The organism is Ferrimonas pelagia, assembly GCF_039543565.1.
GTDB lineage: Bacteria > Pseudomonadota > Gammaproteobacteria > Enterobacterales > Shewanellaceae > Ferrimonas > Ferrimonas pelagia.
On sequence record NZ_BAABJZ010000060.1, the window covers coordinates 1 to 14,647 of the forward strand.

15 protein-coding genes and 2 tRNA genes are annotated in these 14,647 nt (G+C 55.9%); 8 read left to right on the forward strand and 9 right to left on the reverse strand.

What is annotated here, in order from left to right:
• Positions 1-421 precede the first annotated feature (421 nt).
• Positions 422-631 (forward strand): transcription antiterminator/RNA stability regulator CspE, encoded by a 210-nt coding sequence (gene cspE / locus ABEA08_RS09950; RefSeq protein WP_168659640.1) that lies wholly within the window; start codon positions 422-424, stop codon positions 629-631.
• Positions 632-699: 68 nt separating this feature from the next.
• On the opposite strand, the gene ABEA08_RS09955 is transcribed toward cspE, so the two are convergent.
• Positions 700-1,176 carry an ATP-dependent zinc protease family protein gene (locus ABEA08_RS09955; RefSeq protein WP_345335143.1) on the reverse strand — a complete coding sequence of 159 codons (477 nt, stop codon included), beginning with the start codon at positions 1,174-1,176 and terminating at the stop codon, positions 700-702.
• A gap of 114 nt (positions 1,177-1,290) precedes the next feature.
• Positions 1,291-1,644, reverse strand: coding sequence for a hypothetical protein (locus tag ABEA08_RS09960; RefSeq protein WP_345335144.1), 354 nt, complete (start codon positions 1,642-1,644; stop codon positions 1,291-1,293).
• 196 nt (positions 1,645-1,840) lie between these two features.
• Here ABEA08_RS09960 and yfcE point away from each other — a divergent pair, with 196 nt between their 5' ends.
• Positions 1,841-2,386, forward strand: a complete 546-nt coding sequence (gene yfcE / locus ABEA08_RS09965; RefSeq protein ID WP_345335145.1) for a phosphodiesterase — start codon at positions 1,841-1,843, stop codon at positions 2,384-2,386.
• Positions 2,383-2,961 carry a VOC family protein gene (locus ABEA08_RS09970; RefSeq protein WP_345335146.1) on the forward strand — a complete coding sequence of 193 codons (579 nt, stop codon included), beginning with the start codon at positions 2,383-2,385 and terminating at the stop codon, positions 2,959-2,961. The genes yfcE and ABEA08_RS09970 overlap by 4 nt, the downstream gene beginning before the upstream one ends.
• Here ABEA08_RS09970 and ABEA08_RS09975 read toward each other — a convergent pair.
• Together ABEA08_RS09975 and ABEA08_RS09980 are read right to left on the reverse strand one after the other, a co-directional pair.
• Positions 2,958-4,085, reverse strand: coding sequence for a MalY/PatB family protein (locus tag ABEA08_RS09975; protein ID WP_345335147.1), 1,128 nt, complete (start codon positions 4,083-4,085; stop codon positions 2,958-2,960). The two genes, ABEA08_RS09970 and ABEA08_RS09975, sit on opposite strands and share 4 nt — an antisense overlap.
• A 24-nt stretch (positions 4,086-4,109) precedes the next feature.
• Positions 4,110-4,916, reverse strand: a complete 807-nt coding sequence (locus tag ABEA08_RS09980) for a M23 family metallopeptidase (protein ID WP_345335148.1) — start codon at positions 4,914-4,916, stop codon at positions 4,110-4,112.
• 84 nt (positions 4,917-5,000) lie between these two features.
• Here ABEA08_RS09980 and ABEA08_RS09985 point away from each other — a divergent pair, with 84 nt between their 5' ends.
• Positions 5,001-6,347, forward strand: a complete 1,347-nt coding sequence (locus ABEA08_RS09985; protein ID WP_345335149.1) for a dihydroorotase — start codon at positions 5,001-5,003, stop codon at positions 6,345-6,347.
• Positions 6,348-6,414: 67 nt separating this feature from the next.
• On the opposite strand, the gene ABEA08_RS09990 is transcribed toward ABEA08_RS09985, so the two are convergent.
• Complete coding sequence (locus ABEA08_RS09990; protein ID WP_345335150.1) at positions 6,415-7,269, reverse strand: flagellar protein MotY; 855 nt, start codon at positions 7,267-7,269, stop codon at positions 6,415-6,417.
• 212 nt (positions 7,270-7,481) lie between these two features.
• On the opposite strand from ABEA08_RS09990, the gene rnt reads away from it, so the two are divergent.
• A complete protein-coding gene (gene rnt / locus ABEA08_RS09995; RefSeq protein ID WP_345335151.1) occupies positions 7,482-8,150 on the forward strand; it encodes a ribonuclease T in 669 nt (222 codons plus the stop codon).
• Between the two features lie 58 nt (positions 8,151-8,208).
• Here rnt and ABEA08_RS10000 read toward each other — a convergent pair whose 3' ends face one another.
• On the reverse strand, positions 8,209-8,814 hold the full coding sequence (locus tag ABEA08_RS10000) for a peroxiredoxin C (RefSeq protein WP_345335152.1): 606 nt from the start codon (positions 8,812-8,814) through the stop codon (positions 8,209-8,211).
• 589 nt (positions 8,815-9,403) lie between these two features.
• Between ABEA08_RS10000 and ABEA08_RS10005 the strand changes: the two genes are divergently transcribed.
• The 3 genes from ABEA08_RS10005 to ABEA08_RS10015 all read left to right on the forward strand — a co-directional run bounded on the left by ABEA08_RS10005 (position 9,404) and on the right by ABEA08_RS10015 (position 12,946).
• Positions 9,404-10,759, forward strand: a complete 1,356-nt coding sequence (locus ABEA08_RS10005) for a Na+/H+ antiporter family protein (RefSeq protein ID WP_345335154.1) — start codon at positions 9,404-9,406, stop codon at positions 10,757-10,759.
• A gap of 137 nt (positions 10,760-10,896) precedes the next feature.
• Positions 10,897-12,633 carry a DNA repair helicase RadD gene (gene radD, locus ABEA08_RS10010; RefSeq protein ID WP_345335155.1) on the forward strand — a complete coding sequence of 579 codons (1,737 nt, stop codon included), beginning with the start codon at positions 10,897-10,899 and terminating at the stop codon, positions 12,631-12,633.
• Between the two features lie 49 nt (positions 12,634-12,682).
• Positions 12,683-12,946: a GrxA family glutaredoxin gene (locus ABEA08_RS10015; RefSeq protein ID WP_345335156.1), complete on the forward strand. Its 264-nt coding sequence runs from the start codon at positions 12,683-12,685 to the stop codon at positions 12,944-12,946.
• A gap of 55 nt (positions 12,947-13,001) precedes the next feature.
• Here the strand turns inward: ABEA08_RS10015 and ABEA08_RS10020 are convergent, their stop codons facing one another.
• From ABEA08_RS10020 to ABEA08_RS10030, 3 genes are all read right to left on the reverse strand, one after another.
• A complete protein-coding gene (locus tag ABEA08_RS10020; protein ID WP_345335157.1) occupies positions 13,002-14,168 on the reverse strand; it encodes a DcaP family trimeric outer membrane transporter in 1,167 nt (388 codons plus the stop codon).
• A 256-nt stretch (positions 14,169-14,424) separates the two neighbouring features.
• Positions 14,425-14,500, reverse strand: a tRNA-Lys gene (locus ABEA08_RS10025).
• A 41-nt stretch (positions 14,501-14,541) separates the two neighbouring features.
• Positions 14,542-14,617, reverse strand: a tRNA-Lys gene (locus ABEA08_RS10030).
• Positions 14,618-14,647: the final 30 nt, after the last annotated feature.

A 14,647-nucleotide genomic window follows, 5' to 3' on the forward strand; every position in this document is an offset into this window, starting at 1 on the left:
CCTTTGTACTGCCAATCCGGCGAGAGCGCCATTACCCTCGAGCTGTGAAGCGTCGTCCCCAGAAATACGCAGTTCGGCGACCACGAAAGAAAAATGCCAGTCAGCTTAACTGACTGGCATTACCGCCATTTGGCGGTATTTTTTTGTCCACGCCTCGCCAATTACCCTCGCTGTGCTTCCATAGGTATCTGCCTATAAAGCTTTTACTTTTTGCCAATGGCATTCGTTAACCCCTATGTTATAGTGCTTGGGTCCGCCATGGACGAGGCAGCGACAATTTGATTTATGAACCTTCCGCTCAACAGCTTCATCTGTAAGACCTGTCGTCGAGAAGCGATTCAGATGTCGGAGGCACCGATCTCGGCGCTTTCGACGCAAATTGCGTGCGTAGCAAACAACTTTTCGCGATTCAGGAGAGGCAATGTCTCAAGCAACAGGCACCGTTAAATGGTTTAACGACGACAAAGGATTTGGATTCATCAGCCAGGATAACGGTGGCGGCGATGTGTTCGTACACTTCCGCTCTATCCAGGGAGACGGTTTTAAATCCCTGGCCGAAGGTCAAGCAGTAAAATTCGATATCGAGCAAGGCCCTAAAGGCCCACAAGCAGCGAACGTTGTTCGCCTGTAAGTGCTTTGATTGAAGAAAAACAGGACGCCTAAGCGTCCTGTTTTTGTATCTCGTCTTTGCCGCGCAGATCACTGCGTCAGATCGACATCAACCAAGTAATCGCCAGCCAACCAATTTCTACCGATCAACAACTTATAGCTCATTGGTGCACGATCCTTCAGGGTGACTAACACCCGCTTCTCGTTGCCCTTCGGCCCAATGGTTAACCACACCACATAACGGTCTTCGCTCCCCTGCGAATTTCGAATGTGGGTGACCTCCGCGATGGTGGCTTCGATCTTCGCCGGCTTGCCCGCGCCATTGCGGGTGACAAAGCGCAGCGCCTTACCGATATTCGCATCCCAGTCGGCCAGCTCTCCGCCCACGACCTCCATCTGCTCTGCATGGATGGATGTTTTCGATGCGCCGGTGTCGATCCGAGCGGCCATCGTCAGCCCAGCCTCAACCACATACAGACGTTCAACGGGCCCAACGACCCCTTTTTCCGTTGCGGCAACAGACGAGCCCATAAACAGAGCCAAACAGGCCCCCAGCAGTGTTCTCATAGTGAAAACCCATAAATTGAATATCACTCAAGACTATCAACCAATACACTTAGTTGCGAGTTTGAGCCCCGAATTCATGCCGCTGCCGTGAGCAACCTCTTGCTTTCTATAGAATTAATGCAGCTGATGCTGACTTTGCTGCGACGCGCGATAGCTGGCTGCAACCTGATTGGCCAAGATCAAACTGGGTAAGCCCAACTCGAGCTTGTCGTTATAAAACTGAAACACCTCGGCCATCATCTCTGGCAGCGGGATCAACTCTTCCTCCGCGACCTGGACCGCAATGCCAAGATCAAACGCCACCGCCATATTACAATCGCCGATCATCTCCAGATGTGACTTATCAACCGAGGCCAACATACACAGCCACATCGTCGCGACCAGCGAGCTGGGAAGTTGCTCGTCCACGGCCTCAGTTCGCTGATACCAAGGACCAATAAGCACTTCACTGTCAATATCTCGATCCATCTTGCCTCCCTGGCTACTTAGTCGCAGGTGTTAATATTATGTTGTCACCCAGTGCCACCGTACAACATGGAATAAGGCAAAGACAGCCTTTTTTAGTGTCACCTGCGACTGCAGCGCCCGCGACAGTACAGATTACTGGTATGTCAGCAAAACTGCCGTTAAAATCTCTCAAACCCCTGCCCACATCGTACTAGCAATGCTGTTTATTTCTGATATTCACGGTTCCATCACTGCACTAGAAAAAGCCCTCGACTGGAAAGCAAAACTGGGATGTAAAAGCCTTGTTTTATTGGGCGATTTGCTCAATCATGGCCCACGAAACCCGATCCCGGAAGGCTATGATCCACAAGCCGTTGCTGAACGCTTGAACGAGATGGCCGACTGCATCATTGCGGTCCGAGGTAACTGTGACAGTGAAGTGGATCAGATGTTGTGTCGCTTCCCGATCTTGGCCGAATACAACTGGCTGATCTTGGATGGTCGACGGCTATGTCTGACCCACGGCCACCTGATGAACCCGGACAATCTCCCCCCGTTGGCGGCGGGTGATGGCTTTGCCTATGGCCACACCCATCTTCCCGTTGCCCAGTGGAAAGAGGATGTCCTGCATTTCAATCCAGGTTCCATCACGATCCCCAAAGGGGGTCATGTCGCCAGTTTTGGTCACTTCGATGGCAGCGAGTTTCGGGTAATGGACTTTGCCGGCCAGACCTTGGCCAGCGCCTGCTGGAAGCGAGAATGAATTATCAAGAATTGATGGACGGCTTGCCCGAATTTGCCGAGCAAGCCAGTAAACTGGCCGACCGATTGGGGTTTGTACGCGCACGCCTGCAAGCCGATCACATCGCGCTGCGCATAACCGCAGCTGAAGATGCCGATGCGATCAAGGCCGAGCTGCTCAAACGCGGTACCTTGCTGTCTGAAAAGCAGATCAATGGCCGTCCGATCTTATTGATCCAACTGGCCACGCCGATCCAGGTCGGCCCTTGGGGCATCGACTTAGTCGAACTGCCCTATCCGGATGGCCGCAAGCGGCGCGATGGCTGGGAGCATGTGGAGTTGGTGCTGCCCTGCGACGCACAAGACGAAGACGCCATGATCGCCGCGGTTCGACGGATCCCCGCAGTGATCGCCAAATGGCCGGTGATCAAAGATGGCTCATTAGGAATAGAGCTTAAGACCAGTTGTCCCCGTGGCGAGGATGAGCCCCTGCCTAACCCCACGGTGGCGTTCAAACATCAACAGGTGACCATCAAGCTGCACCCACACGATATCCGCAAGGTCTTGGGCCTCAGCAGCGAAGCGATCGCCAGTTAAACCGCCAGCACGGCCTGGCGGAATCTGTCCAGGCCGTGCGTTAACCGCGCCCTTGGACAAGCGAAGTTCAGTCGAACAAACCCCGCCTGACCAAACTCTGCGCCATCCGAGAATCCCACGCCGTATTGCTCGAAATGCCCTTTGACATCGTCCAGGCCCAATTGACGGCAATCGATCCAGGCCAGCGTGGTCGCATCCGGCCGATGTAAGACCACCCTATCCAGCGCCGCCAAACGCGCCTCGATCAACGCCAGATTGCCCTTCAGGTACTGCAATAAGGCTTCAAGCCAGGGCTCACCTTGCCGCCACGCCGCTTCCGTTGCCACCATCGCCAAAACATTGTGAGTCGGAGCATGCCCCAACAATTGCCGCTTCAGTCGCTGGCGCCATTGAGCATTGGCAACCACCGCAAAAGCAAACGGCAGGCCCGCCAGATTAAAGCTCTTGCCGGCCGAGATCAGCGTTAGGGTCCGTTGCGCCATATCCTCGGAGAGGCTGGCCAACGGCTGATGGCCGTGTCCGTCGAGGATCAGATCACCATGGATCTCATCGCTCACCACCTGCACCCGATAACGCTGACACAACTGAGCCAGGGCCTGTCGCTGCTGGTGTGAAAACCGCTGGCCAATGGGGTTGTGCGGCACACTCAGCAGCAACGTTTTAGCCCCTTGCTGACAGGCCCGTTCCAGCTCGATCAGATCCCAGCCTTGGCCCGGTTGCACACTAAAACGCTGCATCGGCAGCTGGAGGTTCGCCGCCACTTGCGCGATCGGCGGATAGATGGGACACGGTACCGCCAGCGCGCCGGGCTCGGCCAAGGCTCGAACCGCAAAGTTGATCCCCGGCACCACCGCGGGCAGCGCCACCAGCCAGCTAGGGCTGATTGACCAACCCCAGCGCCGCGCCAACCATTCAACACACGCCTGCTTCAATGTGTCTGGCACCGCAGCGTAGCCATAAACGCCATGCTCAACCCGCTGACGGATCGCCTGATCGATCACCGGTGCCACCGCAAAGTCCATGTCCGCCACCCACATGGGGATCACATCCCGTTGCCGGTAGCGGTCCCACTTGACGCTATCGCTGCCCTGCCGGTCCGGCGCCGTGTCAAACCACTGCTCCATGTGCGACTCCTTTCGCCTGCAACCCTACTTTGGCATGGGTCCGACCAACAACGCCGGATCCAACCGCTCCTGAAACCAGTTTAACCGCCAATCCAGATGGGGGCCGGTCACCCGCCCAGTGGCGCCCACCTCGGCGATCACCTCGCCCTGCTTCACCTCAGCGCCAACCTCAACCAACAGCTTACTCAGGTGGATCATGGTTGAGCTGACGCCATAGCCATGATCGATGATCAAGGTGCCACCGGAGTAAAACATGTCGGCCACCGCCAGGGTGATCAGCCCGTCCGCCGGCGCCAGCACGGGCGTGCCGGTGGGCCGGGCAATATCGACACCATAGTGCGGATTGCGCGGCTCACCGTTATACACTCGCTGGCTGCCGTACACGCCGGAGATCCGCCCGGTCACCGGCCAGATAAAGGTTTGCTGCCAATCGTGTCGATCCTCAAAACGCTGGCGGGCCAAGTAGGTCTGCTCCGCATCCTGTGCCGCCCGTTGCTGCGCTTGTGGGTTCGGCTTCATGATCCGCTGGGCGATCCCCTCAATGTGCTGAATGTCATACTCCCGCTTAACCAGCGCGATCTCATGGCGGGACTCCACGCCATCGGCAGCCGTGATCACCAACTGCTGGCTCAACGGCGCCTCGCGACCAAAGCCCAGCACAAACGCCCCGTCCGGCGTCACTGCCACGGGCTCACCATTAAGCGCGACTTGGCTACCGGACGACGCTTGGCCGCGGATCAGGCTCCCCTGGGTCAGCTCACCCTGCAGCTCCAGTGCATGCAGGTTAAAACTGAGACAAATCAATGAAAAAAGGGATAACAATCGGGCCATCATGATGCTCCTCGGATGGGCTTTATCGACGTAAACCGCTATTATTAGCATTGCCCTATCCGCCACTACAAGACGTATATGCCAATGACGAGCACATTGATCAGTAACGCTGAAATTCTAAACGAAGGGATCCGCCAAACCGGCGATCTCTTGATTGAAAACGGTCGCATCGCCAAGATCGGCGGCAGCATCACCGCGCCAGCCGGCGCCACCGTGATCGACGGCACCGGAAAGCTGCTGATCCCAGGCATGATCGACGATCAGGTTCACTTCCGTGAGCCGGGCCTGACCGCCAAAGGCAGCATGGCCACCGAATCACGCGCCGCCGTCGCCGGTGGGATCACCTCCTTTATGGAGATGCCCAACGTGAACCCACAGACCACCAACATCGAAGCACTCGAAGCCAAGTATGACCGCGCGGCCGAGGTGTCCGTCGCCAACTACAGCTTCTATCTGGGGGCGACCAACGACAACCTCGATGTGATCAAAACACTCGATCCCAACGCCGCCTGCGGCATTAAGATCTTTATGGGTGCCTCCACCGGCAACATGCTGGTCGATAACAAAGAAACCCTGGCCGGGATCTTCGCCAACGCCAAGGTGCCGGTGCTGACTCATTGCGAAGACAGCCCGATGATCGCCGCCAACGAAGCCGCCGCCCGAGCCAAATACGGCGAAGCGGTGCCGATCCATCTGCACGGAGAGATCCGCTCCCGCGAAGCGTGCATCAAATCCACCAAGATGGCGATGGAGCTGGCCAAAGAGCACGGCACCAAGCTGCACATTCTGCATATCTCCACCGCAGAAGAGCTGGCGCTGTTTGAAGAAGGCACCTCACTGGCCTCACTCAAGGACGCCAATATTACAGCCGAAGCGTGTGTCCACCATCTGTTCTATAGCGATGAGGACTACCAAACGCTAGGCGCGCAGATCAAATGCAACCCATCGGTAAAGACCGAGCGTGACCGTCTGGCCCTGCTGGATGCGGTACGTCGTGACATCATCGACGTGATCGCCACCGATCATGCCCCACATACCTGGGAAGAGAAGCAAGGCACCTACTTTAAGGCACCATCTGGCGTGCCTCTGGTGCAGCATGCGCTGCTGTCTCTGTTTGAGCACTACCATGCCGGTGCGCTGTCGCTGGAAACCATCGTCCAGAAAACCAGTCATGCCGTGGCTGAGCGCTTCAACCTGAAAGACCGTGGTTACCTGCGCGAAGGCTACCACGCGGATCTGGTGTTGGTGGATCTCAACGCCCCGCAAAAGATCGACAAAGACGATCTGTTGTACAAGTGCCAGTGGTCCCCGCTCGAGGGTCGCACCCTCCGCTCCAGCATCACCGGCACCTGGGTGAATGGTGTCCATGTCTATGACGGTAAACACGCCACCACCGAGCCCGTGGGCCAACGCATGGCGTTTAACCGTTAAGCCATCGCCAGCCCATAACCAAAAGGCCCCTGACTCAGTCAGGGGCCTTTTCCATTATAATGAACGATTATTGCTGCTCGATGCGGATCATCACCCGTCGATTCAACTGACGATCGCGCTCGGTACGATTACTGGCGATGTGCCGTTTCTCGCCATGCCCCTGAGTCAGGATCCGCCGCTCCGGGATCCCCTCACTGATCAACATCGCCTTCAATTCATTGGCCTGCTGTCGGGTCAGTGCCATGTTGGTCACTTCCGAGCTGTAACTGTCGGTGTAGGTATCTATCAAGACCAGATCGGCCGACAGATCCAGCTCAAGAAAATCAATGATCCGCTGCAAGCGCTGCTCCGAGTCCCGGGTTAAGGCGCCGCTCTTATCATGATGGAGGACAGTAAACGCAATATCGTCAAAGCTGTATGGCAGCAAGCCATCCACGCATTCAACAAACGCCTGATAGCCCGGACCGAAGTTGGCCACACTCAAACCAACCGACACCGGACGTTCACTGTGCCAATCTTGGTAAAAGAAGGTTGGCTGCATTCCCTGCTCCAATTCGCCGATCATCATCCACGCATCTTTACGCCCCAACTCTCCATCGAAGTGGCTGTAATAGCTCAGCTGAGTCAGGGTCTTGGCCGTGACCCCGGGGCGCCACGCTGGCGCGACCGAGCGGAGGGTGACCGGAGTCAATTTCTCCGGCTTGCGCAGCATCTGCAAGGAAAAGTTCAGATTCAACTGTTTATGCGCCCGACTGATAAAGCGTGCCTTACCGTAACGCGGGATCTCATGACTGAGCACACACTGCAACGGACTCGACGTTTCCAGTTGCCACTGGGCTTGCTCTATCGGCGCGGCATAGTGCTGGATCCCGCCGTGGCTGCCACAGCTGATCAATACCAAGGCCAATGCCCATCTTCTCATGTTGCACCTCTATTACACTCGCTCGCTATAGCTATCGGCCAAGATGTCAGATCCTTAACAGGCAAATTCACAGAAATCACCGCACGAGCAGGCCTAACCCGGCGGCCGAACACCGCTCGCCCACCCAAGCGATAAAGATGAACCTCAGTCCATTTCATTCATGCCGCGGGTTTGCGATAATCCCCCGCCTGATATCACCGTCGTTGAGATCCATGAGTACGCCAGAATCCCACCTTTTGTCACAACGCTTTCGCGGCTACTACCCAGTCGTTATTGATGTAGAAACCGCTGGCTTTAATGCCAATACCGATGCACTGCTGGAGATCGCCGCCGTAACGCTGAAAATGGACGACGACGGCTGGCTGATCCCGGATCAAACCTTTCATTTTCACGTCGCGCCGTTCGAAGGTGCCAACCTTGAACAGGCGGCACTGGAATTCAATGGGATCACCGAGCCCTTTAGCGCCCTGCGTGGCGCCGTCTCGGAAAAAGAAGCCCTCAGCGAGATCTTCAAAGGGGTTCGCAAAGGCCAAAAAGCCGCTGGCTGTAACCGCTCCATCATCGTCGCGCACAACGCCGCCTTTGACCAAAACTTTGTCAATGCCGCGTGCGAACGGGCCAAGCTCAAACGCAACCCGTTTCATCCCTTCGCGGCGTTTGACACCGCCACCCTCTCTGGCCTGGCCTTAGGACAGACGGTGCTAGCAAAAGCGTGCCGAGCAGCCCAGATCCCATTCGACAACAAAGAAGCCCACTCGGCGCTGTACGACACCGAGCGAACTGCCGAACTGTTTTGTCATATCGTCAATCGCTGGAAGGCGCTCGGCGGCTGGCCGATGGTCGCACCAACCGCGGACGCCAGCGACGCAGCAACAAGCTGATCGCAACAAACACAAAAAAACCGCCATTCGGCGGTTTTTTTACAAGCAGTGTTCGCTCTTACAGCTGATCGGCATTCTCTGACAAGAAGCGCGCCACGCCATCTGGCGACGCGTCCATGCCCTCTTTGCCCTTCTCCCACTGGGCCGGGCAGACTTCGCCATTCTCTTCGTGGAACTGCAGCGCGTCGATCATGCGCAGCATCTCATCGACATTACGGCCCAGAGGCAGATCGTTCACGACTTGGTGACGGACTTGGCCGTCCTTATCGATCAAGAAGGAGCCACGGAACGCCACACCGGCTTCCGGATGCTCAACATCGTACGCCTGGCAGATCTCATGCTTCACGTCTGCCACCAGTGTGTAACGCACAGGACCGATACCACCGTCTTCGACTGCAGTGTTACGCCACGCATTATGGCTAAATTGGGAGTCGATGGAGACACCGATCACTTCCACGCCGCGGCTCTGGAACTCTTCGATGCGATGATCAAAGGCGATCAACTCAGAGGGGCAAACAAAGGTGAAGTCCAGAGGATAAAAGAACACCACCGCTGGCTTACCTTTGATGGCGGTTGCCAGGTTAAATGCATCAACGATCTCGCCGTTACCCAAAACCGCTGCAGCAGTGAAATCCGGTGCCTGACGGCCAACTAATACGCCCATGTTAAATCTCCCAATTATTGGTAATAGATCCAAAAGTTAACATTTTTGCTAACCAATGCACCCATTATAAGGAGCAACTTTAACCAAACAAGCACTAGGATCGATCAGTTTCTCGATTGCACCGTTTGAAATTTTGCATCTAGCAAAACCGTAAGAGTATGTTAGGGCGCATAAAAGCGCGTTGCTCCAGCTGTGTCCTAGGCCGCTTCCAGAGGCCAGATCCTCGCTTCCAGAGGCCAGCACGCCGTCTCGCCGTGGCATAAACCGCCGCCCTATGCCGACTCGCATACCAAAACCTCCTCCCAATGCTCCCCCGTTGTCTGCCACATTGCACTGAGGTCGTTAAAGACGCGCTAACACAACGACCCTCATGCGCGCCACATCCACACAACCCAACCCTCTCATTGAGCCACCGCGTGACTCACATTCGACAACAAGCTCGAACAATCCACAACAGATATCACCTTGTCTGCATAATAATGTGGCAATTTCCTCTAGCCTACTGGACAGAGGCACAAAAGGCCTTAACATGGGGCGGCCTAAAACAATAATTCCGATAATAAAACCATAAGCGAGAACCTTTTTAGTTATGAATGCTGTCATTGTGGCCGTTGTGCTGATGTTGGCCCTCAGCCTTGCCCGCGTAAATGTGGTGATCGCCCTGATCATCAGCGCGATGGTTGCTGGCCTAACCGCCGGTATGGGGATCAACGAAACCATCTCTGCCTTTAACACCGGCCTGGGCGGCGGGGCTGAAGTTGCCTTGGCCTACGCCCTGCTTGGTGCGTTTGCCGTGGCGCTCGCGCATACCGGGATCACCGATCTGCTCGCCCGCACCATCATCCAACGACTTGGCAAGACGCCAGACGCCAAAGCCATCATCAAGGTGCGGATCATGCTCTTGATGGCGATCCTGGCCATGGCTGTGATGTCACAAAACCTGGTTCCGGTGCACATCGCCTTTATCCCGATCCTGATCCCGCCGCTGCTACACGTGATGGAATCCCTGAAACTGGATCGGCGATTGGTTGCCTGTCTTATCACCTTCGGCTTGGTCACCACTTACATGGCGGTGCCGCTGGGCTTTGGCCTGATCTTCCAAGAAGGCCTGTTGCTGCAGAACCTGCTCGGCAACGGTTTGCAAGAGTTGGTCGACAACAACACCATCGCGCCACTGCACGTCAACGACGTTGCGTCCGCCATGACCATTCCGGCACTGGGCATGTTTATTGGTCTGCTGATCGCGATCTTCGTCAGCTACCGTAAGCCACGCGAATACAGCGTGGATAAGACCCTGGCTGCCGAGCCTGAGCATACCGAGCTGAACCCACGCCGCATCGCCGTCGCCTTTGCCGCGATCGCATTGGCCTTGCTGGTGCAGCTATGGACCAGCTCGATGATCTTCGGTGCCTTGGTCGGCTTCGTCGTCCTATCCATCGGCGGGATCGACAAAGCGGAGATCAGCGCGCAAGACGCCTTCACCCGCGGTGTGCATATGATGGCCAACATCGGCTTTATCATGATCGCCGCCAAAGGCTTTGCCGAAGTCGTTAAGTCCACCGGTGAAGTGTCCATGCTGGTTGAGTCGGTACAGGGCATGATCGGCGACAACATGGCGCTGGCCGCACTGCTGATGCTGGTCGTCGGTTTGGTGATCACCATGGGCATTGGCTCGTCGTTCTCCACCATTCCGATCATCGCCACCATCTACGTGCCACTGGGCCTAAGCTTTGGCTTCTCGGTTGCGGCCATCATCGCATTGGTGGGTACCGCCGCTGCGCTGGGTGATGCCGGCTCGCCAGCATCAGACTCCACCTTGGGGCCAACCTCAGGTCTGAACGCCGACGGTCAGCACGACCACATTCGTGACACCGTGATCCCCACCTTCATCCACTTCAACCTGCCACTGATTGGCTTCGGTTGGATCGCGGCGATGGTGCTGTGATCAGCCAAACCTAACAGACGCCAAGCCCCGCTCCGTCGGGGCTTTTTACTGCCTCAAAGTCACTCAAACACCCTAGGTGCTTCGCTCTCCCGCCTTTTTTGTTATCCTAGCCGGCCTCGATTTTAGCCTGGTGTCTTATGGCTTACACATTGCGCCCCTACCAGCAGGAAGCCGTTGACGCCGTCCTGCAACACTTTCGCCGCAAACGCACCCCTGCGGTCGTGGTCCTACCGACCGGTGCAGGCAAAAGCCTGGTGATCGCTGAGCTGGCCCGCCTCGCTCGCGGTCGCGTCTTAGTGCTGACTCATGTCCAAGAACTGGTGCAACAAAACCGCGAAAAATTTGCCAGCTTTGGGTTGTCCAGCTCCATCTACTCAGCGGGGCTGGGCCAGAAAGACACCAGCGCCAAGGTGGTATTTGCCTCCGTCCAGTCATTGGCCCAGATCCGCGATCAGCTCACTGAGCCCTACTCCATCGTCATTATCGATGAATGTCACCGCATCAGCTTAGAGGACGACAGCCAGTATCAAGGGCTACTCAACCGACTGGCCCAACTCAACCCGAAGCTCTGTGTCCTCGGCCTGACAGCCACGCCCTATCGGCTCGACAGCGGCTGGATCTATCAACGCCATTGCAAAGGCACCCTGCGCAGCGTCGAGCCAAAGCCTTTTGCCGACTGTGTGTACGAGCTGCCCATCGGCCATTTGATCAAAGCCGGCTACCTGACGCCGCCCACCGTGGTCGATGGCGCGCTCGCCAGTTGGCTGCTGCCCGATGCCAATGGCGATCTGCCTGATATCCACCCCGAGCATCGCGGGCGAGCCACGGCACTGATCTGCGAACAAATCGTCGAGCAGGCCCAACAGCGCGAAGGGATCATTGTGTTTGCCGCCACCGTCCTGCATGGCAAAGAGATCGTCAGCCGTCTGCCTGCCGGACAATCGGCCCTGATCACGGCCGATACCGCCAAGCCAGATCGCGCCGCCATCATTGCAGACTTCAAAGCAAAGCGATTGAAATACCTGGTTAATGTCTCAGTGCTGACCACTGGCTTCGATGCCCCTCATGTCGATCTGATCGCCCTAATGCGGCGCACCGACTCCGTTGCCCTGTTCCAACAAATGGTGGGCCGCGGGCTGAGACTGAGCGAAGGCAAAAAAGATTGTCTGGTGCTCGATTACGCCGGCAATGGCTACTCCCTGTATTCGCCCGAGGTCGGCGAGCCTCGGCCTCACAGCGACACAGTACCCGTTGAGGTCCCATGCCCTAAGTGTGGTCACGCGAACGCCTTCTGGGGCCGCCTGGACGAAGCAGGCTTGCTTACCGAGCACTTTGGTCGACGTTGTCAGGGCTCCGACCAACTCGATGGCAAGATCCTGCAATGCGACTTCCGCTTTCGCTTTAAAGAGTGCCCAGATTGCATGGCAGAGAATGACATTGCAGCCCGGCAATGTCATTGCTGTGGCAAGCAGTTGGTCGATCCGGATAAGCGACTCAAAGAGGTGCTACAACTGAAAGACTACAAGGTGTTGCGCTGCAGTGGTGTGCTGCTCGAGGCGGCCACCGGCAAAGATGGCAAGCCACGCATCCAGGTGCGCTGGTTTGACGAGGATGGCGATGAGGTCAATCGCCCTTTCGGCTTTGACTCGCCCGGCCAAAAAGGGCATTTTTATCACCAGTTCATACGCAATCACCTGAAGAATCCCGGACAGTCATTACGCCTCAACACGGTCGATGACGTGATCCGCCACCAGCACCTGTTTCGTCATCCGGATTTTGTTATCGCCCGGTTGGAAAAAAAGCGCTTTTGGAAAGTGATTGAGTGTGTATTTGATTACAAAGGCCGATACCGCACCGCCGAAACTGCATATTGACGGCGGCGATTATGGTATAACGGCTCTATCTAGAAAATGGAGTACCCGCATGTTTGTAGTAATTTTTGGTCGACCTGGCTGCCCATTCTGCGTCCGCGCAAAAAAGATCGCTGAAACCCTGACCGAGTCCCGTGAAGACTTTAAATTCCGTTACGTTGATATGCATGCTGAAGGCGTAACCAAAGAAGAGCTGGAAAAAACCGTGGGTAAGCCGGTTAATACCGTACCGCAGATCTTTGTTGATCAAGATCACGTTGGTGGTTGTACTGAGTTTGAAGCCTACGCTAAAGAAAACCTAGGCCTGTACGCATAACCGTATAACGACAAAGGCCAGCCGCAAGGCTGGCCTTTTCATTTCATTACCCCTGTTACAGGGCGTATTTAAACGAGACCATGAAGCGGTTCAGCTCGCCGTCTTCCCCACCTGTCTTCTCATTGTTGGCGTACAGCCACTCCGCCCCGATGGTCACCGGCTTCACCGGTGAGTACAGCAGGTTAATATTGCCACTGTAGGCGCTTTCGTTCGCCGAGCCCATCAAGGAACTGTCATAGTCGGCCTCAAAGGCCGATACCGTCGCGTTGGAGCGCCACTTGCTGCTCCACCAATGCTGATAACTGACAAAGCCACTGACCGAAGACACGGTATCCAACGAACCATCGGCACTCACCACCGCCGCGTTCGCGTAGTTCAGGGCAATATAGCGCCCGATGCCATCGCCGTAGTTGAGCATGAACTTCAACTTGTCATCCCCCATCACCGGCACGACACCGGCAAACGAGACACCATAGCCGAACTCACTCTCATCCAGACTCATCGCGCCATTGCCGCCAATATTGACGGTCTCCTCGATCTCCAGCTGACGCAGCACCGCAGCCACGGAAAAACTGGCATCGCCGGATGTAAAGTTATAGCGGCCAACCACGTCGGGCACGTAATTGGAGTCCGACTCGATCCGGCCTCCGGTCGCATAGTCGGTCAAGGTGGTCTTGGGGTTCTCGATAGCAAACTGGAAGCCCCCCATAGTGTAGCGCAGCAACCCCTGTCGGATGAATGGCGTCCCCTCCGCCGCACCGACAAAATCCAATGCTTCAGGCAGCGCACCCGGGTTTTGGAACGTACTCCAAGTCTGCCCGGCCGTCCAGTTGTCGAACGTCACCGTGGCGTGACGCAAACGGGGCGAATAGCTGTTGGACACCCGCTGGTTACCGTCGCTGTGGGTAAAGAAATCCAACTCCAGGAAGAACTTTAACTTATGCCCGCCCAGATCATTAGCCGAAGTGAAGTTAAAACGCGTCTCTCGAGCTTGGAAGTCCGTCACGGTATTGCCACGGCTACTATCGCCAAAAATGGTACCCGGCACATAGAATTGCCGTGATAAGCTGTCGTCGCTGGGCGCACCATTGTCATAATGGCTCACCATAAAGTCCGTCTTTACATAGCCACCAAAGCTGTGCTCCGAGGCGGCATACGCCGACGAAGTGATCCCTGCAATGGCTAGCGCTAAAATACTTTTACACAGTGTGGATCTATTCACGTCCATCTCTCCCTGTCATTGTGATCTTGCTGAAAATCGATCAGTCTTAATATCCGGCAATCACGAGTGAATTCGTATTAGCAAAAGGTCTGAACCTCACTCACATTGTCGCGATCGCCACCATTACAATAGTACAGAGAGTGAATGCCGCTCGAGCTGGCGTAAAAAAACCGCACTTTTATTTTCGCTGTGCAATAGATACGACAAAGCCGCCACTCCATGAGTCGCGCTAATAGAAAATGATGGGGAAAAGAGATGGTGGGTCGTGAAGGATTCGAACCTTCGACCAATTGGTTAAAAGCCAACTGCTCTACCAACTGAGCTAACGACCCATATTGTGGTGTTGCGCCTTCTTCACTAACCGCGAAAGAAGTGGTGGGTCGTGAAGGATTCGAACCTTCGACCAATTGGTTAAAAGCCAACTGCTCTACCAACTGAGCTAACGACCCATATTGTGGTGTTGCGCCTTCCTTCACTAA